The sequence below is a fragment of the Streptomyces corallincola genome, assembly GCF_019104725.1.
Lineage (GTDB): Bacteria > Actinomycetota > Actinomycetes > Streptomycetales > Streptomycetaceae > Streptomyces > Streptomyces corallincola.
This window is the reverse complement of sequence record NZ_JAHRXF010000007.1, coordinates 152,014-178,350: the sequence shown is the minus strand read 5'-3', so window position 1 is coordinate 178,350 and position 26,337 is coordinate 152,014. Positions and strand designations below refer to the sequence as shown.

Here is a 26,337-nt window from a genome sequence, read left to right as displayed (position 1 = left end):
GTCCGGTGTCCGGCACCCGCTCACAGCGCGCCCTCCTACGCGCGTGGACCGACCCCGCCTTATCGGCCACAAGATTTCGGCCACACCGTTCCATGCATAGCGAAATAATCCCCCACACTCCCCCGGTCCACCTTTTCTCCGCGTCGGCGCAATGCGCTCGCACGAGTTCACTTCCCGTCCACCAGGCCGCAATTCTCGCCCACTCCGCTTACTGTCCGCACAACCTCTCCCCAAAGGTCGCTTTCGCATGCGTGAAAACTCTTCTGCCGACACTGTGAGATTCACGGAACCATTCGAGCTGACCTCGGCGCAGCGAGGTGTGTGGTATGGGCAACTGGTCGATCCGGACAGCCCGAAGTACAACATCGGGGAGTGCTTGGAGATACGCGGCGAACTCGACGGCGCCCTCTTCGCCGCCGCGCTGGACCGGGCGGTCGCCCTCCACGACAGCCTCCGCCTCCGCTTCACCGGGGAGGGCGAAACGGTTCGTCAGCAGGTGGTCCCGGCCGGTCCGGACGCCCCGAGCAGGCTGCGGCACGTAGACCTGAGCGGCGAACCGGACCCCGTCGCCGCGGCGGAGCGGTACATGGCCGACGACATGGCCACCGTGGACCGGCTGGACGCTCCCCACCACCACTTCGCCCTGCTGCGGCTCGGCCCGCTTCTGCACCAGTGGTATGTGCGCTACCACCACATCGCCGTGGACGGCATGGGCGGCGCCGCGTTCGCCCGTACGGTCGCGGAGCTGTACACGCGCGGTGCGCGAGGTGAGGACCCGGCCACCGCTGATCTCCCCAGCGCGCCGTTGCGCGACCTCGTGGACGACGAGGCCGCCTATCTCGCCTCGGACCGCTACACGGCCGACCGCTCCTACTGGACCGGCAGGTTCACCGACCGCGCCGGGGAGAGCACCGAGGGCCCGGACAGGCCGTCGGCCTCGAACCTCGCGGAAGACCACGGCGAGAACTCCCGCGACAACGGCGCCGGAGTGCCCGGCGTGCGGCACACCGAGGACCCCGGCGAGCGGTCCGCCGCACCCCTCATCCGCCGCCGCACCGACGCCCCCGCACCCGCCCCCGGCACCGGCACCGGCACCGGTGCGGCCTCCTCGCCCGCCGTGCTGCACTCCGGCGAGACCCTGCCGACCGAGGTCTTCGACGGCCTGCGCCGACTGGCCGCCGAGAACCGGACGACGTGGAGCGCCGTGCTCGTCGGCGCCGTCGCCGCCTACGGCGCGCGGGTCACCGGCACCCGCGACTTCCGGGTGGGACTGGCCTCGCACGGCAGGGCCGGTGGGCTGCGCCACGTGGTCGGCATGACTTCGACGATCCTGCCGCTGCGGCTGGCCGTGGACCCCCACATGACCGTCGGCTCCCTGATCCGGTCGGTGGCGGCCGAGATGCGCGCGGCGCTCCGGCACCGCCGCTTCTCCCGTGAACAGCTCGCCCGCGAGCTGAACATGGCGGACGGAGCGGCCCGGCTCACCGATGTCGTGGTGAACGTCATGGGCTTCGCGTACGACCTGGACTTCGCGGGCAGCCCGGCCACCTCCCGGCTGCTGTCCATCGGCCCGGTGGACGACGTGTCCCTCTTCGTGTCCGAACGGGCCGAGGGACAAGGGCCGTTGATCGGGTTCGACACCAACTCCGAGCTGTACCACCCCGATGACGTGCTGCTGCACCGGCGGGCCGTCGTCTCGTTCCTGACCGCGCTCGCGGAGGCGGACGCCGAAACCCCGCTGCACGCGCTGCCGTTGCTCGGCGCGGAGGCGTCGGGAGCGGTGCTGGAACAGGGGCGGGGCCACGCCCTGCCCGCCGGGACGGTGGACACCACGCTCCCGGCCGCGTTCGCCGCACAGGCGCGGCGGGCACCCGGGGCGACGGCGGTGGAGGACGGCTCCCGCACCCTGAGCTACGGCGCCCTGGCCCGTACGGCGGACGAACTGGCGGGCGCGCTCGCCGGTTGGGGGGTCGGCGCGGAGGACGGCGTCGGCGTGCTGGTGGACCGCTCGGCCGCTGTCGTGGCGGCCACGCTCGGCGTGGTCACCGCGGGCGCCGCCTATGTGCCGATGGACCCGGCCTGGCCCGCGGAGCGGCTCGACCGCGTCACCGGAACCGCCGGTGTCCGTGCCCTGGTGGTGGACGCGGCCTCGGCCGGGCGGGAGTGGGTCGCGCGGGCGTCCGCCACGCTCCCGGTGCTCGTGGTGGACGAGGACGGGACCCTGCTGCGCGGCGCGCCCGAGCGCACCGGACGGCCGTCGGCCCCGGCGGGCGGTGACCACCTGGCCTACGTGATGTTCACCTCCGGCTCCACCGGTGTCCCCAAGGGTGTGGCGGTCACCCATGCGGACGTGCTGGCGCTGGCGGCCGACACCATGTGGCGGGACGGTGTCGCCGACGCCGTGCTGATGCACTCGGCGTACGTCTTCGACGCCTCCACGTTCGAAATCTGGACGCCGCTGCTGAACGGCGGCCGGGTGGTGGTGGCCCCGCGCGGCGGGCTGGAGCCGCGCGGGCTGCGGGAGGCCGTGGCGCGCCACGGCGTCACCGCGCTGTTCCTCACGACGGCGCTGTTCGACCTGATGGCGGAGACGGACCCCGCCGCCTTCACCGGGCTGCGGCTGGTCGCCACCGGCGGCGAGGCCGCCACCCCCGGCCGGACGCGGCGGGTCGCCGGGGCGGCTCCCGGCACGACCGTGCTGCACGTGTACGGGCCCACCGAGACCACGACGTTCGCCACCCGGCACCCGGTCGGCGCCGACACGGCGGGCGTGCCCCCGATCGGCCGGGCCCTGGACGGGATGGACGTCTATGTCCTGGACGAGCGGCTGCGGCCCGTACCGCCCGGTGTGGTGGGCGAGTTGTATGTCGGCGGCCGTGGTGTGGCGCGCGGCTACCAGGGGCGGGCCGCGCTGACCGCGACGCGTTTCGTGGCCGATCCGTACGGCCCGGACGGCGGGCGGATGTACCGCACCGGGGACCTCGCCCGCTGGACGGCCGAGGGTGCCGTCGAGTACGCGGGGCGCGCGGACGGCCAGGTCAAGCTGCGCGGGTTCCGCATCGAGCCCGGTGAGATCGAGAACGCCCTGCTCGCGGACCCCGAGGTGCGTGCCGCCCGGGTCCTGGTCCGCGAGGACGTGCCCGGTGACCGGCGGCTGGTCGGCTATGTGGTCCCGGCACAGGGGGCCCGCACGGACGGTGCCGCGCTGGCCCGGACCCTGGGCCGGACGCTGCCCGCGTACATGGTCCCGTCGGCGTTCGTCCTGCTGGACGCGCTGCCGCTGAACGCCAACGGCAAGCTGGACCGGCGTCTGCTGCCCGCCCCGCCCACCGGCGCGACCGGCGGCCGGGCTCCGCGTACGGCGCGGGAGGAGGTGCTGGCGGGTCTGTTCGCGGACGTGCTCGGGCTGCCCGTCGTCGGAGTGGACGACGACTTCTTCGCGCTGGGCGGTCACTCGCTGCTCGCGACCCGGCTGGCCGGGCGGGTGCGGGCCGCGCTGGGCGCGGAACTCGACCTGCGCACCGTCTTCGCGCACCCGACGGTCGCCGCGCTGGCCGCCGTGCTCGGGGCCGGTACGGACGGGGACAGGCCGCCCCTGGTCCCGCGGGAGCGGACGGGAGCGGTGCCGCTGTCCTCGGCGCAGCGTCGGCTGTGGTTCCTCGGCCGGGCGGAGGGTTCGGGCGACACGTACAACGTGCCGTTCGTCCTCGGGCTGGACGGGCCGCTCGACGTGGACTCCCTGCGCGGCGCGCTGGCCGATGTCGTCACCCGGCACGAGAGCCTGCGGACCGTGTTCGCGGAGGAGGACGGCGTGCCCCGGCAGGTGGTGCTGGACGCCGCCGCGGCCGTGCCGCTGATCCCGCTCACCGTGGAGGTCCCGCCGGACGGGGCGCGCCCTGAGGACTGGGCCGAGGAGCGGGCGCGGGCCCTGTCCGGCGTGCCGTTCGACCTGGACGGCGGGGTCGCCGTCCGCGCCCGGCTGCTCCGCCTGGACACCGCGCGCCATGTGCTCGTACTGGTGCTGCACCACATCGTGGCGGACGGCTGGTCGCTCGCCCCGCTGGGCCGCGACCTGGGCGCCGCCTACCGGGCCAGGACCGGGGACGCCGCACGCGAGGGCCTGCCCGCGCCGCGCGTGCAGTACGCCGACTACACGCTCTGGCAGCACCGGCTGCTCGGCGCCGACGACGACCCGGACAGCCTCGCCGGTCGCCAACTTGCCTACTGGCGGCAGGCGTTGAGCGGCGCGCCGGAGCTGCTGGAACTTCCCCTGGACCGGCCGCGTCCGGCGGTGCCGAGCCATCGGGGCGGGACGGTGCCGTTCGACCTGCCCGCGCCCGCGCACGCCGCGCTGGTCCGGCTGGCCCGCACCGCGGGCTGCACCCCGTTCATGGTGCTGCACGCGGCCCTGGCCGTGACGCTGCGCGCACATGGCGCGGGCACGGACATCCCGCTGGGGACGGCGGTGGCCGGGCGCTCCGACGAGGCGCTGGAGGACCTCGTCGGGTTCTTCGTCAACACCCTCGTGCTGCGCACCGACCTGTCCGGCACCCCGACGTTCCGTGAACTCCTCGACCGGGTCAAGGAGTTCGACCTGGCCGCGTTCGGACACGCCGACCTGCCGTTCGAGCGGCTGGTGGAGGCGCTGAACCCGGTGCGGTCCGGGGACCACCACCCGCTGTTCCAGACCATGCTGGTGCTCCAGAACCAGGAGCGGGCCAGGATCGACCTGCCCGGCATCACGAGCGAGGACCTCTCGCGGCACACGGGGATCAGCAAGTTCGACCTGACGTTCTCGCTCACCGAACACGTACCGGAGGCCGGTTCCGCGCTCGTCCCGGACTCCCCCGCCGGTATCGGCGGCTACCTCGAATACGCCACCGACCTGTTCGACGAAGCCACCGCGCGCGCCCTGTGCGACCGGTTCGTCCGCGTCGTCACCGAGGCCGTGGCCGACCCCGGACGGCCGGTGGCCGACCTCGACGCGATCGGAGCGCGGGAACGGGACCGCCTGCTGGAGCTGGGGCGCGGTGGGACGGAGCCCCGTCCCGCGCCGAGCGCCGCCGAGGCGGTACGCGGCTGGGCGCGCCGCACCCCCGGAGCGGTCGCCGTACGGGACGCCGTCACGAGCCTGACGTACTCCGAACTCGACTCCCGCGCCGATGAGTTGGCGGGGGAACTGCGGGCGCGGGGGGTGGGGCGCGAGGACGTGGTGGCGCTGGCCGTGCCGCCGGGCGTCGGGACGGTCGTCGCCATGCTGGCCGTACTGCGTGCCGGGGCCGCCTATCTGCCCGTGGACCCGCGCTATCCGGCCGCCCGCATCCGGCACATGGTGGCGGACGCCCGGCCCGCGCTGCTGCTGACGACCGGCGAGGTGAGTGCGGCGATGCCGGACACCGGCACACCGTGGCTGGACCTGACCGCGCCCACCCGGCCCGCCGACGCAGCGGCCCCACCGGCCCACGTGGGTGCTGACCACATGGGTGCGGAGCACACGGACGCGGACCACATGGGCGCCGACCGCACGGACGTAGCCCACATGGCTCACGCGGTCTCGGCCGAGGGCACCCGCGTCACCGCCCCCGACGGCGACACCCCGGACCCCGCCGACCCCGCGTACGTCATCTACACCTCCGGCTCCACCGGGCGGCCCAAGGGTGTGGTCGTGCCCCACGGCGCGCTCGCGGGGCACATGGCGTGGCTGGGCCGGCACCTGGACCTCGCTCCGGGCGACCGGGTGCTGGCCCGCACCTCCACGAGTTTCGACGCCTCGGTGTGGGAGCTGTGGCTGCCGCTGATGAGCGGCGCGGAGGTGTGCGTACTGCCGGACGGGGCGAACCACGATCCTCGTGCCCTCGTCGGCTGGATGCGTGAATTCGCCGTCACCGTCGCGCAGTTCGTGCCGTCGCACCTGGCGGTGGTGCTCGCGGAGGCGGCCGACGCCGCGCCGTTGCCCGCGCTGCGGGCCGTCCTGTGCGGCGGTGAGCCGCTGCCGCGTGCCCTCACCGACGAGATCGCGCGCGTCTGGCGGGCGGAGGCGCACAACCTGTACGGCCCGACCGAGGCGACCATCGACGCGACCGCCCACCGGGTCCCGCGCGGCGAGGACACCGGGGGCTCCACCGGCACCGAGGGCGGCACCGAGGGCGGCCCCGCCGTGCTCGCCGGGTCCGTGCCCATCGGGCGCCCCGTGGACACCATGTGCGCCTACGTCCTCGACGGGCGGCTGCGTCCCGTACCGGCCGGGGTCACCGGGGAGCTGTACCTGGCGGGCCCGAACCTGGCACGTGGTTACCTGCGTCGGCCGGGTACGACGGCGGAGCGTTTCGTCGCCGATCCGTACGGCGCCGCGGGGGCCCGGATGTACCGCACGGGTGACCTGGTGCGGTGGAACATCCAAGGGCTGCTGGAGTACGTGGCACGGGCCGACGACCAGGTCAAGCTGCGCGGGTTCCGCGTCGAACCGGGAGAGGTGGAGGCCGCGCTGCTCACCCTGCCCGGAGTCTCGGCGGCCCGCGCCGTGGTGCGCGAGGACACACCGGGACGGCAGGAACTGGTGGCGTACGTCGTCGCCGGGGAGGCGCCCCCGCGTACCGCCGCACTGCGGGACGCGCTGGCCGACATGGTGCCGCAGCACATGGTGCCCGGCGCCATAGTGCTGCTGGACGCGCTGCCGCTGCTGCCCAACGGCAAGGTGGACCGGCGGGCACTGCCCGCACCGGCGGACGGAGCGCCCGCGTCGGCCGGGCCGGGCCGTGGCACCCCGCAGGAGGAGATCCTCGCCGGGATCTTCGCGGACGTCCTCGACCGTCCCTCGGTCGGCCCGGACGACGGTTTCTTCGACCTCGGCGGCCACTCCCTCCTCGCGATGCGCGTGGTGAGCCGCGTCCGTGCGGTGCTCGGCGCCGAGGTGTCCGTGCGCACGCTGTTCGAGCACCCCACCCCGGCGGGCCTGGCCCGGTCGCTGGACCCGGCCGCGCGGACCCGGCCCGCCGTACGGCCCGCGCCGCGCGGCGCCGGTCCGCTGCCGCTGTCGTACGCCCAGCGGCGGCTGTGGTTCCTGGACCGGCTGGAGGGGCCGTCCTCGGCGTACCACATCCCGCTCGTCCTCGAACTCGACGGCGCGCTCGACCCGGACGCGCTGCGGGGGGCCCTGCGGGACGTGGTGGACCGCCACGAGGCGCTGCGCACGGTGTTCCCCGAGCGGGACGGCGTGCCGTGCCAGCGGGTCGTACCGCTGTCGGAGGCCGCGCCCGCCCTGCCGGTCGTGAGCGTGGCGCCCGCCGGGCTGGAGGCGGCGGTGCTGGACGCCGTGCGCGAGCCGTTCGACATCACCGCGGACCTGCCGCTGCGGACGCTGCTGCTGCGTTCCGCGCCCGGCCGCCATGTGCTCGTCCTGGTCCTGCACCACATAGCAGGCGACGGCTGGTCGCTGGCCCCGCTCGCCCGTCACCTGGGCGTCGCCTACCGGGCACGACTCGACGGGACACCGCCGCGGTGGGGGCCGGGAACACCGCTCCAGTACGCCGACTACACCCTCTGGCAGCGGGCGCTGCTCGGCGAGGACGACAGCGACAGCGACAGCGACAGCGACAGCGACAGCGAGGCCGACCAGGGCGGCACCCCGGACGGCACCCCCGACCGGAGCCGCGCGACCGACAACCCCCTGCACACCCAACTCGCCCACTGGCGGGCCGCGTTGTCCGGGCTGCCCGAGCTGCTGGACCTGCCGCTGGACCGGCCCCGCCCGGCGACCGCGGACCCGAGGGGCGGGGTGCACGCCTTCGAGGTGCCCGCCGAACTGCACGCCCGGCTGCTGCGGCTGGCGAGGGAGTCGGGGACCAGTCTGTTCATGGTGCTCCAGGCGGCGGTGGCCACCCTGCTGCACCGGCACGGCGCGGGCGACGACATCCCGCTCGGCTCGCCCGTCGCGGGCCGCACCGACGAGGCGCTGGAGGACCTGGTCGGGTTCTTCGTCAACACCCTCGTGCTGCGGACCGACCTGTCCGGCCGTCCGACCTTCCGCGAACTGCTGGCGCGGGTACGGGAGTTCGACCTTGCCGCGTACGCGCACCAGGATGTGCCGTTCGAGCGTCTGGTGGAGGAGCTGAACCCGGTCCGGGCCCGTGACCACCATCCGCTGTTCCAGGTGATGGTGGTGCTCCAGAACCAGGAAGGGGTCCGGCCGGACCTGCCCGGACTCGTCGTGGAGGACCGGCTGGTCCACAACGGGCTGAGCAAGTTCGATCTCACGTTCGCGTTCACCGGGAACCGCGACGGCGGCCTCGGCGCCGGTGTCGAGTACGCGACGGCGCTCTTCGACGGTGCGACCGTCGGCGCGTTCGCGGAGCGGCTGCTGCGGCTGCTGGAGCAGGTCGCCGCCGACCCGGAGCGGCCGGTGGCCGAGCTGCCGCTGCTCACGTCCGAGGAGCGGGCGCGGGTGACCCGGTGGGGGACGGGGCGCCCGCTGTCGGCCGGGGTCGCGGACGCGACCCTGCCGGAGCTGTTCGCCGTCCGGGCGGCCCGCACACCGGACGCGGTCGCCGTGACCGACGCGGGCGCCACCCTCACGTACGCCGAACTCGACGTGCTGTCATCGGAGTTGGCCGGTGCTCTCGCGGCGCTGGGGGTGGGTCCGGAGGCCGGTGTCGGTGTCCTGCTGGGGCGTTCGGCCGCGGTCGTGACGGCGTCGCTGGGCGTGGTCCGCGCCGCCGGTGCCTATGTGCCGCTGGACGGCCGCTGGCCGGTGGAACGGCTGGACCGGGTCGCCTCGGCGGCCGGGGTCGGTGTCCTGGTGACCGACGAGGAGTCGCGCGGCACGGCATGGGCCGAGGCGGCGGCCGGGCGGATACCGGTCGTCGTGGTGGACCGTACCGGGCGGGTCCTGCGGGGCGCGCCCGCGGCCTCGGCCCGGCCGCTGCCGGTGCCCGGTGGCGCGTCGTCGGCGTACGTGATGTTCACCTCCGGCTCGACCGGTCTGCCCAAGGGTGTGGCGGTGACACACGGGGACGTGGCGGCGCTCGCCGCGGACTCCGCGTGGCACGACGGTGCCGCCGACGCCGTCCTGATGCACTCGGCGTACGTCTTCGACGCGTCCACGTTCGAGATCTGGGCGCCGCTGCTGAACGGCGGGCGGATCGTGGTGGCGCGCGACGGCGTGCTGGACGCCCCCGGTCTCGACGACGCGGTGCACACCCACGGGGTGACCGCCGTTTTCATGACGACGGCGCTGTTCAACGTGATCGCGGAGACCGATCCCGGTGCCTTCACCGGGCTGCGGCTGGTGTGCGCGGGCGGTGAGGCGGCGTCCCCGGACGCCATGCAGCGGGTCGCGGCGCTCGCCCCGGCCACCCGGGTCCTGCACGTCTACGGGCCGACGGAGACGACCACCTTCGCCACCCGCCACCGGGTGACGGCGGAACTGCCGACCGGACCGCCGCCGGTGGGGCGCCCGCTGGACGGCATGCGCCTGTCCGTCCTGGACGGCTCGCTGCGGCCCGTACCGCCGGGCGTGGTGGGCGAGTTGTACCTCGCGGGGCACGGTGTGGCGCGCGGCTACGCGGGGCGGCCGGGGGCGACGGCCGTCCGCTTCGTGGCCGACCCGTCCGGGGCGGCGGGTGAACGCATGTACCGCACGGGTGACTTGGTCCGCTGGACCGGCGACGGGCAGATCGCCTATGTGGGCCGGTCGGACGGCCAGGTCAAACTGCGCGGTCATCGCATCGAGTTGAGCGAGGTGGAGAACACCCTCGCCTGCTGCGAGGGGGTCGCGGACGCCTTCGCGGTGATCCGTGAGGACACCCCCGGCGACCGCCGTCTGGTGGCGTACGTCGTTGCGGGGGCCGGGGTCCGGCCGGACCCCGGCGCGCTGGCCCGCGCCGTGGGCCTGGTGCTGCCCGCCTACATGGTGCCCTCGGCCGTGGTGGTCCTGGACGCGCTGCCGCTCAACCCCAACGGGAAGGTGGACCGGCGGGCGCTGCCCGCGCCGGAGCAGGCCGCGGCGGGCGGCCGGGCCGCGCGCACGGCCCGCGAGGAGATCCTGTGCGGGCTGTTCGCCGGGGTGCTCGGCCGGGACGCGGTGGGCGCGGACGACGACTTCTTCGCGCTGGGCGGGCACTCCCTGCTCGCCACCCGGCTGGTCGCCCGGCTGCGCACCGCGCTCGGGGTGGAGGTGCCGGTCAAGGAGTTGTTCGCGCATCCCTCTCCGGCGGCGCTGGCCTCCGTGCTCGACCGTGCCGGGGAGAGCCGTCCGCCGCTGGAGCGGGCCGGTGCGCGGCCCGATCCGCTGCCGTTGTCGTTCGCGCAGCAACGGCTCTGGTTCCTGGGGCGGTTCGAGGGTCCGAGCGCCACGTACAACGTGCCGCTGGTGCTGCGTCTGGACGGTGAGCTGGACACGGGAGCGCTGGAGGAGGCGCTCGCGGACGTGGTGGGGCGGCACGAGAGTCTGCGCACCGTGTTCCCGGACAGCGACGGGGTGCCGCGCCAGGCGGTGTTGGAGGGCGGCGCCGACCTCGATCTCACCCCGCGTGACGTCCGCCCGGCGGAACGGGACGCGGTTCTGGCCGCCGAGGTGGCGCACACGTTCGACGTGGCCGCCGAGCCGCCGGTGCGGGCCCGCCTGCTGCGCCTGGGCACCACCTCGCACGTGCTGGTCATGGTGGTGCACCACATAGCGGGCGACGGCTGGTCCCTGGCGCCGCTCGCCCGCGACCTGGGCACCGCCTACCGGGCCCGCCTCATGGGCGAGGAGCCGGGCTGGACCGCTCTGGCCGTGCAGTACGCCGACTACACCCTGTGGCAGCGGGCGCTGCTCGGCGACGAGGCGGACCCCGGCAGTCGGGCGGCGCGCCAGCTGGAGTTCTGGCGCACCGCGCTGACCGGCGCGCCCGCCCTGCTGGAGCTGCCGTGCGACCGGCCCCGGCCCGCCGTGTCCGGGCACCGGGGCGAGGCGTTCGCCTTCCCGGTCCCGGCCGGTACGCACCGGGCGCTGGCCGCCCTCGCCCGTGAGCGGGGCGCCAGCCTGTTCATGGTGCTCCAGGCGGCCCTCGCGGTGCTGCTGTCCCGGCACGGCGCGGGCGACGACATTCCGCTCGGCACCGCCGTCGCGGGCCGCACCGACGAGGCCCTGGACGATCTGGTGGGCTTCTTCGTCAACACGCTGGTGCTGCGCGCCGACCTGGCCGGTGACCCGACGTTCGCCGAAGTCCTGGACCGCGTGCGGGAGTTCGACCTCGCGGCCTACGACCACCAGGACCTGCCGTTCGAGCGGCTGGTGGACGCGCTCGCCCCGGAGCGGGTCCAGGGCCATCATCCGCTGTTCCAGACCATGCTGGTGCTCCAGAACCAGGGCGGCGCCGACCTCGGACTGCCCGGTCTCACCGTCACGGAGCAGCCCGTACGGACCGGGATCAGCAAGTTCGACCTGACGTTCACCTTCACCGAGACCCAGGACGACGCGGGGTCCCCGGCCGGGCTGCGTGGTGTGCTGGAGTTCTCCACCGAGCTGTTCGAGCCCGCGACGGCGCACGCGCTCGCGGAGCGGCTGACCCGGCTGCTCGCCGCGCTGGCCGCCGAACCGGGGCGGCGCGTCCATGACACGGACGTGCTGAGCGCGGCCGAACGGGAGCGGCTGGACCGGGCGGCGCACGGCCCGGTGCGCACGGTCGCCGCACGGACGGCGCCCGAGTCGTTCCGCGCGCAGTGCGCCCGTACGCCGGACGCGGTCGCGGTGTACGGCGACGGCGGGACGGGGACTCCGGGGACGGCCACACAGGGGGCAGAGCCGCATGAGGCCGGAGCACATGGAGCGGGAGCACATGGGGCCGGAGCACATGGGGCGGGGTCACACAGCGACGCTGCCGTGCGCGGACCGGTTGTACGCGGCGATCTGACCTTCGCCGAGCTGGACCGGCTCTCCGACGCCCTCGCCCGGCATCTGCGCGGCCGGGGCGTCGGCCGGGGCGATCTGGTGGCGCTCGCTCTGGAGGGCACCCCGGACCAGGCGGTGGCCGTGCTGGCGGTGGCCAAGGCGGGTGCCGCGTATCTGCCGGTGGACCTGGACCACCCGGAGGCGCGGGTACGGCACATGCTGGACGACGCCCGTCCGGCACTCCTGCTCACCCACGCGCACCGCACCCGGGCGCGGCAGTTGCCGGTGCCGTGTCTCACCCTGGACGACCCGGCCGGGTGGGACGGCCCCGAACTGCCTCCCGGTGCCGGGCCGGACCCGCGGGACGCGGCGTACGTCATCTACACATCGGGCTCCACCGGGCGTCCCAAGGGCGTCGTCGTCACCCACGCCGCGCTCACCAACCACATGGCGTGGCTGGCCGGTCACCTCCGGCTCACCGGTGACGACCGTGTCCTGGCGCGCACGTCGCCGAGTTTCGACGCTTCGGTGTGGGAGACCTGGCTGCCGCTGCTGCACGGCGGCGCGACCTGCCCGGTGCCGCCCGCGCTGAACCACGACCCGGCCGCGCTGGTCGCCCGGATGCGGGAACTGGCGGTCACCGTCGCCCAGTTCGTGCCGTCGCACCTCGCGGTGGTGCTCGCCGAGACGACGGCCGAGCCGCCGCCCGGCGCGCTGCGGGCGGTGCTGTGCGGCGGCGAGCCCCTGTCGGCGGCCCTGGCCGGGCAGATCGGCCGCCAGTGGCGGGCTGGGACGCACAATCTGTACGGCCCGACCGAGGCGACCATCGACGCCACCGCCCACCGCGCCGACGACACCCCGGCGGCCGAGGGCACCGTGCCGTTGGGCCGGCCGATCGACAACACCCGGTCGTACGTCCTGGACGCGCGGCTGCGGCCCGTACCGCCGGGCGTGACCGGCGAGTTGTACCTCGCGGGCGACGGGCTCGCGCGCGGGTACCTCGGGCGGTCCGGGCTGACCGCCACCCGCTTCGTGGCCGACCCCCACGGCCCCGCGGGGAGCCGGATGTACCGCACCGGCGACCTCGTCAGGCGGGACGCGGACGGGCTGCTCGGCTATGTCGCCCGTGCCGACGACCAGGTCAAGCTGAACGGCCTGCGGATCGAGCCGGGCGAGATCGAGGCGGCGCTCACGGCGCTGACCGGCGTCACCGCCGCGTGCGCGGTCGTCCGCGAGGACCGGCCGGGGGAACGGCGGCTGGTGGCGTACGTGGTGGAGGGCGGCCGGACGGACGGCGACCCGCTCGGCGGCGGCCCCGCCGACCGGGCCCCCGGCCTCTCCGACGCGGCCCTGCTCCGGCACCTCGCCGAGACCCTGCCGCCGTACATGACGCCCGCCGCGTTCGTGCGGCTGGACGCCCTGCCGCTGCTGCCCAACGGGAAGACCGACCGGCGTGCCCTGCCGGAGCCCGCGCGTGCAGAGGGCAGGGCGGCGGGCGGCGAGCCGCGTACCGCGCGCGAGCGCGTGCTGTGCGACGTGTTCGCCTCCGTGCTCCGGGCCGAGGAGGTCCGCGCGGACGACGACTTCTTCGCGCTGGGCGGCGACAGCATCCTCTCCATCCAACTGGTCGGCAGGCTGCGGCGGGCCGGGCTCACCGTCACACCCCGCGACGTGTTCGCGCACCGTACGCCGGAGGGCATCGCGGCCGTGGCGCGGGAGGTGGCGGAGCGGACGGCGGACCCGGCGGAGCAGGGCACCGGCGATCTTCCGGCCACGCCCATCGCCGCGTGGTTCCTCGGCCGGCCGGGGCCGGGCGACGGCTACAACCAGTCGGCGGTGCTGCGCACTCCGGTCGGCGCGGACGAACCCGCTCTCGCCGCGGTCCTCCAACTCATGCTGGACCAGCACGACATGCTCCGGATGCGGGTGGTCCGCGCGGACGGGACGCCCGCTTTGCGGGTGCTGCCGCCCGGAGCGGTGGTGGCACGGGAGCGCCTCACCCGGATCGACACCTCGGGGCTGGACGCGGACGCCGTGCGGGCCGCGCTCGTCGAGGCGGGCGAGCGGGCGCGCGAGCGGCTGCGGCCCGGAGCGGGCCGGGTGGTCGAGGCGGTGTGGGCCGACGCGGGACCGCACACGCCGGGCCGACTCCTGCTCGTGGTGCACCACTTGGCGGTGGACGCGGTGTCCTGGCGGGTGCTCGCGGAGGATCTGGCCACCGCCTGGGCGTCGGTGACCACCGGTTCCGGGGCCGCGCTGCCCGCCGTCCCCACGTCCTACCGGAGCTGGGCCACGTTCCTGGCCGCCGAGGCGGAGGGTCCGCGCCGGGACCGCGAACTGCCGCTGTGGGAAGGCATCCTGGCGACTCCCGATCCGCTGCTCGGGGACCGGCCGCTCGACCCGGAGCTGGACACGGCGGGTCGCACCCGTACGGTGACGACCCGGCTGGCGGCCCGGTGGACGGGCCCGCTGCTGACCACCGCGCCGACCGCGTTCCACGCGGGCGTGGACGACGTACTGCTCACGGCGCTCGCGCTGGCCGTGACCTCGTGGCGGGAGCAGCGCGCCGCGACGGGCGGTGCGGCCCGGCCGGAGGGCACCGCCGTCCTCCTGGACCTGGAGGGGCACGGCCGGGAACAGCTCGCGGACCACCTCGACCTGTCCCGGACGGTCGGCTGGTTCACCAGCATGTACCCGGTACGGCTCGATCCCGGACCCGGTGACCTGCGGGACACGGGGCGGTACGACGTCACGCTGATCGACCGCGCGGTGAAGCTGGTCAAGGAGCAGCTCCGGGCGATCCCCGACCACGGTGTCGGCCACGGTGTGCTGCGGCACCTTGCCCCGGACACGGGCGCCCGGCTGGGTCCGGCCCCGCATCCGCAGATCGGCTTCAACTACCTCGGCAGGTACGCGACGTCGGACCAGGGGGTGGACGGGCCGGACTGGGAGGTGCTGCTCGACGGCGGTCAACCGCGCGGGCAGGACCCGGACATGCCCGTCCACCACGTCCTGGACATCAACGCGCACACGGAGGACCACGCCGACGGTCCCGTCCTCGTGGCCCGCTGGACCTGGCCCGCCGGGCTCCTGGAGGCCGCGGACGTGGAGATCCTCGCCGGGTTCTTCAGCCGTGCGCTGCGGGCCGTCGCCGAACACGCCGAACAGCCCGACGCGGGCGGTTACACGCCGTCCGACCTTCCCCTGGTCTCCCTGGACCAGGCCCAGATCGACCGACTGCAGAACAGGTGGGGTGGACGCAAGTGACCGGGTTCCAGCTGGAGGACGTGCTGCCACTGACGCCGTTGCAGGCGGGCATGCTCTTCCATTCGCTCTACGACTCCGCCGCCGTGGACGTGTACACCACGCAGTTCGTGTTCCGCGTCGAGGGGACCGTGCGGGTGCCCGCGCTGCACGCCGCCGTGCGCACCCTGCTGCGCCGCCACGCCAACCTGCGGGTCGGGTTCCTGCACGAGGACCTGGACCAGCCGGTGCAGGCGGTCGCGGCGGAAGTGCCCTTGCCGGTGACGGAGTTGGATCTGTCGTCGGCGGCCGATCCGGAGGAGGGGTTCACCGCGTTCCTGGCGGCCGACCGGGTGCGCCGGTTCGCTCTGGACACCCCGCCGCTGATGCGGTTCACCCTGGTCCGCACCGCGCCCGGCCGGTACCGGCTGGTGATGACCAGCCACCACCTGCTGTTCGACGGCTGGTCCCTGCCGCTGCTGGTCCGCGAGCTGTTCGAGCTGTACGCCCGCGAGGGCGACGACAGTGCGCTGCCCCGCGTCACCCCGTACCGCACGTATCTCGCCTGGCTGGCCGGACAGGACCGGGCCGCCGCGCTGGACGCCTGGCGGGAGGCGCTGGCCGGGCTGGAGGCGCCGACGCTGCTGGCGGGGCGGGAGCCGGTGGAGCCGCGCGGGGCCTCGGAGCTGCCGGAGTCGCTGGTGCTGGAGCTGGACCGGGCGACCGCGCTGCGGCTGCGCGAGACGGCACGCGAGGCCCGGCTCACCCTGAACACGCTGGTGCAGGGCGCCTGGGGGCTGGTGCTGGCCCGGCTCACCGGGCGTGCGGACGTGGTGTTCGGTACGACCGTCTCCGGCCGTCCGCCGGAGATCCCCGGTGTGGAGTCGATGGTCGGCCTGTTCATCAACACCGTTCCGGTGCGGGTGCGTCCGGTGCCGGGCGAGACGCTGCGGACGCTGCTCACCCGGCTCCAGGAGGAGCAGGGGCGGCTGCTGGGCAGCCAGTTCGTGGGGCTGACGGAGATCGCGGGCACGACCGGTCTGGATCAACTCTTCGACACCCTGGCCGTGTTCGAGAACTACCCGCTGGACGCGGAGGCGTTGCGCACCGCGCGGCAGGGCCTGCCCGGTCTGGACGTCACCGGCATCGACGGCACGGACGCGGCCCACTATCCGCTGACCCTCACCATCGCGCCGGGCGAGGACGCGCTGCGCATCACCTTCGGCCACCGCCCCGGCGCGCTGGACCGGGCGGAGGTGGCCCGTACGGTGGCCCGGCTGCGCGGTCTGCTCACCGCGATGGCGGACGGTCTCGACGTGCGCGCCGACGCGGTGCCGCTGCTGCTGGACGGGGAGCGCGAGGCGCTGATCACGCTGGGACGCGGTGACGAACTCGTCCTCGCCGAACCCGCCTTGAGTGTTCCCGACGCGGTCGCCCGGCAGGCCGCGCGGCGCCCGGACGCCGTGGCCGTGACCGGCGCGGGCGAGGAACTCACCTACGGACGGCTCCAGGAACTCGCCGCCGACCTAGCCACGGCCCTCACCGGGCACGGCATCGGCCCCGAGGACCCGGTGGCCGTACTGCTCGGCCGTTCCACCGCCCATGTCACCGCGTCACTGGGGGTGTTGCGGGCGGGGGCCGCGTATCTTCCGCTCGATCCGCGCTGGCCCACGGGCCGTCTCACCGTGGTGACCGGGGTCTGCGCTCCGCGCGCGGTGATCGTGGACGAGGAGACCGCGGAGCTGCCCTGGGTGCGTGAACTCGACTCCCGCATAACGGTGTTGACCGTGGATTCGGCCGGACGGCTGCTGCGTGGCGCGCCGCGCCGCCCCGGTGCGCTGCCCGCCGTGCCGGGGGGTGACCGGCTCGCCTACGTGATGTTCACCTCCGGCTCGACCGGTGTTCCCAAGCCCGTGGGCGTCACGCACGGGGACATCACCGCTCTCGCCGCGCACCGCGCCTGGTCCGGCGGCGCGGTGGAGGCGGTCCTGCTGCACTCCGCATACGTCTTCGACGCGTCCACCTTCGAGATCTGGGCTCCCCTGCTGGGCGGCGGCCGGATCGTCGTCGCCCCGGAGGGCACCCTCCAGCCCGCGACACTGCGCGACCTCGTCGCGCGGTACGGGGTGACGGCGGCGTTCCTGACCACCGCGCTGTTCAACGTCGTGGCCGAGACCGATCCGGGCGCCCTCGGCCTGCTGCGGCTGGCCGCCTGCGGCGGCGAGGCCGCCGCGCCCGGCGTCCTCCAGCGGCTGGCCGCCGCCCACCCCGGCACGACGGTCGTCAACGTCTACGGGCCGACCGAGACGACGACGTTCGCCACCCTGTACCGGGTCCCGTCGGACGCGCCGGACGGGGGCGCGCCGCCGATCGGCCGCCCCCTGGACGGTGTGCGCGCCCATGTGCTGGACGGGGCGCTGCGCCCGGTCCCGGCGGGCGCCGAGGGCGAGTTGTACCTCGCGGGGCCCGGGGTGGCACGCGGCTATCCGGGGCGGCCCGGACTGACGGCCGTCCGGTTCGTCGCCGACCCGTTCGAGGGGGACGGCACGCGGATGTACCGCACGGGTGACGTCGTGCGCCGGGACGCGGACGGGCTGCTGCACCATGTGGGCCGCGCCGACCAGCAGATCAAGCTGCGCGGTCACCGCATCGAACCGGCCGAGATCGAGGCGGCGCTGTGCGCCGACGCCTCGGTGCGGGCGGCCTGTGTGCTGGTGCGTGAGGATCTGCCGGGCGATCGTGTGCTGACCGCCTATGTGGTCCCCGCGCCGGGGCGCACCGCCGACCCCGAGCGGCTGGCCGCGCACCTGGGGCGGCGGCTGCCCGCCTACCTGGTGCCCTCGGTGATCGTGCCGCTGGACGCGCTGCCGCTGACCTCCAACGGCAAGACCGACCGGGCGGCCCTGCCCGCCCCCGCCGTCCGGACCGGTGCGCCGGGACGGTTGCCGCGCGGTGCGCACGAGGAGATCCTCGCCGGGCTGTTCGCGGACGTGCTGGGTGTGGACCGGGTCGGTGTGGACGACAGCTTCTTCGCGCTGGGCGGGCATTCACTGCTGGCCACGAAGCTGGCGGGCCGGGTGCGTACCGCGCTGGGCACGGAGACCGACATCCGCACCCTGTTCGAGCACCCCACGGTGGCATCCCTGGCCGCCGTCCTGGCGGCGGGGGGTGAGCCAGCCCGTGCGCCGCTGGCCCGCCGCGAGCGCCCGGCGGTGCTGCCGCTGTCGTACGCGCAGCGGCGACTGTGGTTCCTGCACCGGCTGGACGGGCCGTCCGCGACCTACAACATCCCGTTCGCCGTACGGCTGGACGGGCCGCTCGACCACGGGGTGCTGCGCGCGGCGCTGGCCGACGTGGTGGCCCGGCACTCCGCGCTGCGCACGCTCTTCCCCGCGGACGGGCCCACGCCCCGCCAGCACGTCGTGGAGCCGGGCGCGCGGTCGGCGCCGTTCACCGTCCGGGACACCACGGAGGCGCGGCTGACCGACGCGGTGGCGGGGGCCGCCGCCGAGTGCATCGACATCGAGAGTGAACTCCCCGTCAGGGCAACCCTGTTGCGGCTGACCTCCACGTCGCACGTGCTGGTGGTCGTGGTGCACCACATCGCCGCCGACGGGTCCTCGCTCGCCCCGCTCGTCCGGGATCTGGCCGACGCCTACGGGGCGCGGGTGCGCGGGACGGCCCCCGGCTGGGCGCCGCTCGCCGTGGACCACATCGACCACACCCTGTGGCAGCGGGACGTGCTCGGCGAGGAGCACGATCCGGACAGCGTCATGGCGCGTCAACTCGACTTCTGGAAGGGGGCGTTGGACGGCCTCCCGGAGCTGGTCGAGCTGCCCTGGGACCGGCCCCGGCCCGCCGTGCCCCGGCACACCGGCGCCACGCGCACCTTCCGGGTGGACGCCGCGACCGCCGGGGGCATCGCGGACCTGGCCCGCGCGGGCGGGAGCAGTGTCTTCATGGTGCTCCAGGCCGCGCTGTCCCTGCTGTTGTCCCGGCACGGCGCGGGCGACGACATCCCCCTGGGCACCGCTGTCGCCGGACGCACCGACGAGGCCGCCGCCGACCTGGTCGGCTTCTTCGTGAACACCCTGGTCGTGCGCACCGATCTGTCGGGCGACCCCACGTTCCGCGAACTCCTGGACCGGGTCAAGGAGTTCGACCTGTCCGCGTACACCCATCAGGACATCCCGTTCGAGCGGCTGGTGGAACTCCTCAACCCGGCGCGCTCACAGAGCCATCATCCGCTGTTCCAGACGATGCTGGTGCTCCAGAACCACACCCCCGCGGACGCGGTGGAGCTGCCCGGACTCGCCGTGACCCCGGTGCCGGTCGAGCTGGGGGTCAGCAAGTTCGACCTGTCGTTCACCTTCACCGAGACCCGCGGCGCCGGGGGCGCGCCGGGCGCGATGGAGGTGACCGTGGACTACGCGACCGAGCTGTTCGACGCGGCCACCGTCGAGGGGCTCGGGGCGCGGCTGGTGCGGCTGCTCGCCGCCGTCACCGCCGACCCCGACCGCCCGCTGCGCGCCTACGACGTGCTCACCGACGCCGACCGGGTGCGACTGGCCGGTTGGGGCACGGGTCCGGCCGTGGAGGAACGGCCCGCCACGGTGCCGGAGCTGTTCGCCGCGTGGGCGCGGCGCACCCCGGACGCCCCGGCCGTGCGGGACGCCCGCGGCATGCTCGGCTACGGCGAACTGGACGCCCTGTCCGACACGGTGGCCGCCGCGCTGGCGGCTCGGGGCATCGGCCCGGAGGACCGGGTCGCCGTCGCGCTGCCCCGTACCCGAGAGCTGCCGGTCGCCCTGCTGGGCGTGCTCAAGTCCGGTGCGGCGTATGTGCCGTTGGACCCGACGTACCCGGCCCGGCGGCTCGCCCACATGGTGGAGGACTCCCGGCCGCTCCTGCTGCTGACCACGCCCGAGGCGGGCGGCGGGCTGCCCGGTCTGCCCGTGGAGCGCGTGTTCCTGGGCGACCTCGTCGCGGAGGCGGCGTCCGCGCCGCCCGTGGCGTCGGCCCGGTCCGCCGACCCGCGGCTTCCGGCGTACGTCATCCACACCTCCGGTTCCACCGGACGGCCCAAGGGTGTGCTGGTCACTCATGAGGGCGTGGGCGCGCTGGTGCGGACGCAGCGCGAGCGGCTGCGCGTGGGTCCCGGCAGCAGGGTGCTGCAACTGGCGTCCGTCAGTTTCGACGCCGCGTTCTGGGAGCTGTGCATGGCGCTGCTCTCCGGCGCCTGTCTGGACGTCGGGGAACGCGACGCGCTGCTGCCCGGCGCCGCCCTGGCGTCCGCGGTGCGCGAGCGCGGCACCACCCACCTCACCCTGCCGCCCGCCGCGCTCGCGGTGATGCCGCCCGGTTCGCTGCCGGAGGGGATCACGCTCGTCCTGGCCGGTGAGACGTGCCCGCCCCACCTGGTGCGTGCCTGGGCGCATCGGCGCCATGTGGTCAACGCCTATGGTCCGACCGAAACCACGGTGTGCGCCACCATGAGCGGCGTCCAGTGCGCCGAGGGTCCGCTCGCCCCGGACCGTACGGTGCCCATCGGGGCCCCCGTGAACGGCACGCGCGTCCATGTCCTGGACGACCGGCTGTCGCCCGTGCCGCCCGGAGTGACCGGCGAGCTGTACGTGTCCGGGCCGGGGCTGGCGCGCGGCTACCACGGGCGTGCCGCGCTGACCGCGACCCGGTTCACGGCCGACCCGTTCGACCGCGCGGGCGGTCGGATGTACCGCACGGGCGACCTGGCCCGCTGGACGGCGGACGGCAACCTCGTGCACGTCTCCCGCGCCGACGACCAGGTGAAACTGCGCGGTTTCCGCATCGAGTTGGGCGAGATCGAGGCCGCGTTGTGCGCACTGCCCGGCATCGCCTCGGCGTGCGTGACGGTCCGTGAGGACGGGCCGGGCGGTCCGCGTCTGGTCGCGTACACCGTCGCGGAGGCGGGCCGTACGGTTCCGGAGGCGGCGGAATCGCGCGCGGCGCTCGCGGAGGTGTTGCCCGAGCACATGGTGCCGACCGTGTTCATGGGGCTCGACGCCCTGCCGGTCACCCCGAACGGAAAGACGGACCGGGCCGCCCTGCCCGCGCCCGCCGCGACCGTGTCCGGCGGGAGCACCGCACCCCGCACCGAGCGGGAGCGGGCGGTCCGCGCGGCGTTCGCGGAGACGCTGGGCGTGCCGAGAGTCGGTGTCCACGAGGACTTCTTCGCGCTCGGCGGGCACTCCCTGCTCGCGGTGACCCTCGCCCAGCGGATCGAGGACCGTTGCGGTCGGCGGCTGTCGCTGCGCGAGGTGTTCGCGGCGCCCACCGTCGCGGGTCTCGCCCGGCTGCTGGACGACGCGGCGCGGGAGGACGGCACGGGGGCCGCGGGCGGCGCGGAGGCCGGACCCGGTGCCACGGCCGCGACCGGGGCCACGGCCGGGGCCGGGGCCACGGCCGGGGCCGATCTCGCGGCCGAGGTCCGACTCGCGCCGGAGATCACGGCGGCGTCCCGCGCCGCGGCTCTCACCGCGGCCGGTGGAGCGTCCACGCGCCCTCTGCTGACCGGCGCGTCCGGCTTCCTCGGCGCGTTCCTGCTGCGGGACCTGATCGAGAGCACCGGCGAACCGGTCGCCTGCCTGGTCCGGGCCGAGGACCCGCACCGGGCGGCGGAACGGCTGCGCGCCAACCTGGAGCACTACGGCCTCTGGCAGCCGCGCTACGAGCCGCTGATCCGCCCGGTGCCGGGCGATCTGGCCGCTCCCGGCCTGGGTCTCTCGCACGAGGACCGCGCGCGTCTGGCCCGCACTCTGGGGCCCGTGGTGCACAACGGCGCCCGCGTCAACTTCGCCGCCGGATACGGCGAGTTGCGGGCGCCCAATGTCGCGGGCACGGAGGAACTGCTGCGGCTGCTCGCGGATTCGGGGTCGCCGGGTCTGCACCATGTCTCGACCACCGGGGTGTTCGCCCCCGCCTCCGGTCCGGGGCCGGTCATCATCACCGAGGCCACCTCGACCGGGCCCGCCGACCGGCTGCCCGACGGGTACGCCCGCAGCAAGTGGGTCGCGGAGGGCCTGGTGGGGCTCGCGCGCGACCGCGGGCTGCCGGTGACCGTGCACCGGCCCGGCCGGATCGGCGGGGACACCACGACCGGCGCCTGCCAGGACCGTGACCTGCTGTGGCAGCTCATCAAGGGCTGCCTCCAGGCCGGGGCGGTACCGGACCTGCCGTGGGGTTCCACCGACTGGGTGCCGGTGGAGTACGTCAGCCGGGGCATCGTGGCGCTGGTCCACGCCGGTGGGGCGGACGGGGAGACGTACCACTTCACCAACCCGGACGCGCCGGGTCTCGACCGGGTCTTCGCGGTGGCGGCCCGCCTCGGGTACGACCTGGCGACCGTGCCCGCGCCGCAATGGCGGGAGCGCGTCGCCGCACGGCACGACAACGCGGCGCAGCTCTTCCTGGGCGGCGGGGCCCAGGAGGGGCACGCGGCGGACGTGCGGCGGTTCGAGTCGGGCCGGACCGCCAAGGCGGTGGGCGCCCTCGGCGTCCACCTGCCCAGGCTGACCGACACGGTGCTCACCCGCTACCTGGACCACTTCCGGCGCACCGGGTTCCTGCCCGAGCCGGTGCGGGACGGCCAAGTCCCGCACCGGCCGACGCCTCCGACCGCGTCCGAGTAGCCGCACGGTGACGGCGGGACCCCCGTCCCGCCGTCGCCCTCGGCTCCGCACCCAGCCGGAGTCCTCGTCGTCGTACCGCTCCTCGTCGCCCGGTCCTGGTGGAACCCGTCCCCGTCGTGCCCGGCCCGCCGGGCAGTCCCGGCGTCGCTCCTCAGTTCGTGATCTCCACACCGCACCCCGCCCCGTTCAGCACGAAGTCCGACGGAGACCGGTTGGCGCCCTGCCAGGTGCCGGTGAAGCCGAAGGCCGCCGGGGTGCCGGGGGTGAGGTCGGGAGCGTAGGACGGGGAGGTGACGGTGATGCGGGGGCCGGACTGGTCGGGGGTGGCGTCCCACATCTGGGTCGTGTGCTGGGCGTCCGGGAAGGTCCAGGTCAGGCGCCAGGCGTTCACCGGGTGGGTGGTGGTGAGGGAGACCGTCGCCTGGAATCCCGTCTCCCACTGGCTGTCCAGGTGGTAGACGACGTGGCAGGTGGCCGGGCGGGGCGCGGTACGGCCGCGGTCCGTACGGGACGCGGTGGCGCGCGGCGGGGTGGACGCGGGGGTGCGGTGGTGGGCGGGAGGCTGTGAGTGGGGTGAGCGGGGGGTACGGGACGCGGGCGCGGGCGCGGCGGGACGGGTGGTCGCCGGGTGCGGACGCGCGGTGTGCGAGACGGTCGGCGCGGTGAGGGGGAACGGGTCGGCGGTGGTCGTGGTCGCCTCGGTGTGTTCCGCGGCCTGGCCGCCGAACGGCATCATCGACGCGCCCAGGGCCAGCGCGGACAGGACGACCACGGCACCGGCCAGCAGGCTGCCGCGCGGGAGGCGGTGACGGGTGCCGGTGGCCGGGCCCGTCACCGGCGCGCCGGTGTCCGGCGCGTGGCCGAAGCGGGATTCGGCGGCCCGGCGGCGCCGCTCCAGGTAGGCGAGGCCGCCCCAGCCGACGACGCCCCCGGCGAGCGCGCCCGGCAGCCCGTGGCCGTAGGGGCGCAGACAGGCCGCCGCCTCGGCGCAGCGCAGGCAGTCGGCGAGGTGGTCGGAGAGGTCGAGCGGGACCTCGGCGGCGGGCGAGCGGGTCACCGCGTCCAGCAGACGGGCGTACCCCCGGCAGGCCGGGTCCGTGCTGCCGTCCAGGTGGGCACGGCGGCAGCGGTCACGGAACACGCCCCGTGCGCGGTCGAGTTCGGCGGGTGCACCGGCCGCGTCGAGGCCGAGCCGACGGGCCACGGCGGGCAGCGGCAGCGCCTCCACCTCGGCCAGCCAGAGCAGCGAGGCGTCGGGTTCCCTGAGGTCCCGCAGGCCGCGCAGGGCGACCGGGCGGCCCGGTGGCGGGCCGGTGTGCCGGGCGCCCTCGGCGGAGCGGAGCCACTGGCGCAGGCCGGGATCGAGGGCGTGGCCCCGGCCTCCGGCCTCCCAGAGCGCGGCGGTGGCGCGTACGGCGCCCAGTAACTCCACGATGACCGGCAGCCGTCCGGGGCCGCGTGCGGACGCGGCCTCGGCGCCGCGCACCGTGCGCATCCCGGCGGCGAACGCCTCACCCGCGAGCCGGTGCGTGGTCAGCGAGTCGGCGGTGCACAGATCGGCGTACGAGAGGACCGCGTCCCAGCACTCGGCGAACAGCGCGGCCTCGGTGGCACCCTGGGGCGCCGGCAGGTCGGGCATGGAACTCCTGCATCCACGGACGAGGTCAACTCACCACGGGGACGGTGGAGTTGGCGGGACCTCGCAGGGGCAGGAGCTTTTCACGTCTCCGACACAACTGACAAGCGACCGATGCGGATCGGGTGAGGGAAGCGTCGCGCGGTGTGACCGTCGGCCACCCGCGCGCCCTCCCCCGCCCGGCCCGCGGTCACGCCGCCGAGCAGGCCGTTCACGCCGTGGCGGGCGCCGAACTCCCGGCCGTGCACCCGGTCGTGGTCCCTGCCGAATCCGCCGCCGGGCTGCCGTCGGCCGCCGTCCCGTCGGAGTCCACCGGCGGCAGGCTGTCCATGAACGAGCTGACGGAGAACACCGCGCGGCCGGGGCCGGGCAGGCCATAGCCGGGGGGCGAGGCGAGACCGAAGTCGTCCATCGTCTGCCGGTACGCCTCCAGCAGCCGGATGTGGTACTCCAGCGGCGCGCCCTGCGGGTTGGCCTTGCCGAGCGGGGTGGTGGGCTCGGGGCACCACGTGGTGAACCGGGGGGTGATCCCGTTCGACATGAAGAAGCGCAGGCCCTCAGTGGTGGACGCGATGGCCTCGTCCACGGTCTTGAACCCGAACGGCTCGGCCATCTCCACGCCCGCCACGAAGTTGGGGATCACGTTGCGCGCCCCGAACACGTCGGCGGAGTCCAGGATGCGCCGGTGCCACTCGTCGCGGCCGACGTAGCGCTCCTTGCCGGGGCAGAACATCTTGAACAGATATTCGTCCCACACCTCGAAGTTGGGGTGGTAGATCTGCACGCCGTAGTCCTTGAAGCGCTGCACGTCCGCCTTGGGCAGCGCCTGGGCGACGACCTTGCCGATCCAGCGGCCGGGGAAACGCTCCTCGATGGCCTTGGCGTAGTGGCCGTAGAAGTCGGCCTCGTCGCGCCCGGAGACGGTCTTGGTGATGGCGCCGCCGGTCAGCGTGTAGGCGGTGGACGCCTTCTGGGTGTCGTACCGGTCGATGATCTCCAGGGCTTCGAGGACCTCCTCGACGTCCTTGACCCCGGTGTACGGCCGCCCGGCCGCCTTGTGCTGGCGCCAGTTGTGGTTGATGTCGCAGTACTGGCACTCCTCCTTGGCGCCGAAGTACTGGCAGACCCGGAAGACGGTGAGGTAGATGAGGTAGCCCCACTGAATGGTGGGGGCCACCTCCATCACGGACTTCCCGTTGGAGAGGGTGTGCCGGTAGTACTCGGGCATCGGCGGGACGCCCACGTCGGAGATCCGGCGGCCGTCCAGGTAGAGACCGAGCTGCCCCTCGGCGTCGGCGGCGACCCGGTAGGGCGAGGACGGATTCACCCGGACGGAGACGACCGTACGGCGCAGGTCGTACGGTCCGCCGGTGAGGATGATCTCCTCCGGCGGGCGGCGCAGCGCGGCCTCGCCCAGCTCCGGCAGGGTGCCGTGGTCGAAGGAGAAGATGAAGTACGACTTCGGCTTGACCTCGCCGTTCTCGTTGTCGCTCAGCGCGGACGGGTCGAAGGCGACACCGCCGCGGAGCAGGTCCTCCTTGAAGACCGCTTCCCGTGGCACATGCGGGAAGCGCTCCATCAGATCCTCGACCAGCGCGGTGCGGCTGCCCATCCGTAATCTCCTCCCGGCTTTCGCGTACATCTCTCACCGTATGCCCCCCGGCGGGCGGAGGGCGTGGCGGGTCCCTGTGGATGGCGGGTGGGCACATGTGGTCGCCGCAGGTGGCGGGCGTGCGGAGGTGGTGGCTTCCCCCATGTGGTCCCCGCACATGGCGGGCCCCGCGCGGGTGGTGGGTCGCCCCATGTGGTGGAGCGCCGTACGAGGCGTACCGGACCCGCGGGCCGCGCCGGGTGCCCCCGCGAGGGCTCCGGGCGGCGGTCTCTACGCTGGTGTCCCTGTGCCCCTGGGGGCTTATCGGCGG

General features: G+C 74.9%; 4 protein-coding genes. 2 read left to right on the top strand and 2 right to left on the bottom strand.

Features of this window, described 5'->3' with window-relative positions; genetic code table 11:
- Positions 1-247 precede the first annotated feature (247 nt).
- Positions 248-15,136: a non-ribosomal peptide synthetase gene (locus KUM39_RS07940; RefSeq protein WP_217784712.1), complete on the top strand. Its 14,889-nt coding sequence runs from the start codon at positions 248-250 to the stop codon at positions 15,134-15,136.
- Complete coding sequence (locus tag KUM39_RS07935) at positions 15,133-22,779, top strand: non-ribosomal peptide synthetase (RefSeq protein WP_217784711.1); 7,647 nt, start codon at positions 15,133-15,135, stop codon at positions 22,777-22,779. The genes KUM39_RS07940 and KUM39_RS07935 overlap by 4 nt, the downstream gene beginning before the upstream one ends.
- Before the next feature lie 151 nt (positions 22,780-22,930).
- Here the strand turns inward: KUM39_RS07935 and KUM39_RS07930 are convergent, their stop codons facing one another.
- Together KUM39_RS07930 and KUM39_RS07925 are read right to left on the bottom strand one after the other, a co-directional pair.
- Positions 22,931-24,418, bottom strand: a complete 1,488-nt coding sequence (locus KUM39_RS07930; RefSeq protein ID WP_217784710.1) for a cellulose-binding domain-containing protein — start codon at positions 24,416-24,418, stop codon at positions 22,931-22,933.
- 208 nt (positions 24,419-24,626) lie between these two features.
- Positions 24,627-26,027, bottom strand: coding sequence for a radical SAM protein (locus KUM39_RS07925; RefSeq protein WP_217784709.1), 1,401 nt, complete (start codon positions 26,025-26,027; stop codon positions 24,627-24,629).
- Positions 26,028-26,337: the final 310 nt, after the last annotated feature.

Excerpts from the sequence above, each read along its gene's own strand:
- KUM39_RS07940 (WP_217784712.1), top strand. The coding sequence starts at position 248 with ATGCGTGAAAACTCTTCTGCCGACACTGTGAGATTCACGGAACCATTC.
- KUM39_RS07930 (WP_217784710.1), bottom strand. The coding sequence starts at position 24,418 with ATGCCCGACCTGCCGGCGCCCCAGGGTGCCACCGAGGCCGCGCTGTTC.
- KUM39_RS07925 (WP_217784709.1), bottom strand. The coding sequence starts at position 26,027 with ATGGGCAGCCGCACCGCGCTGGTCGAGGATCTGATGGAGCGCTTCCCG.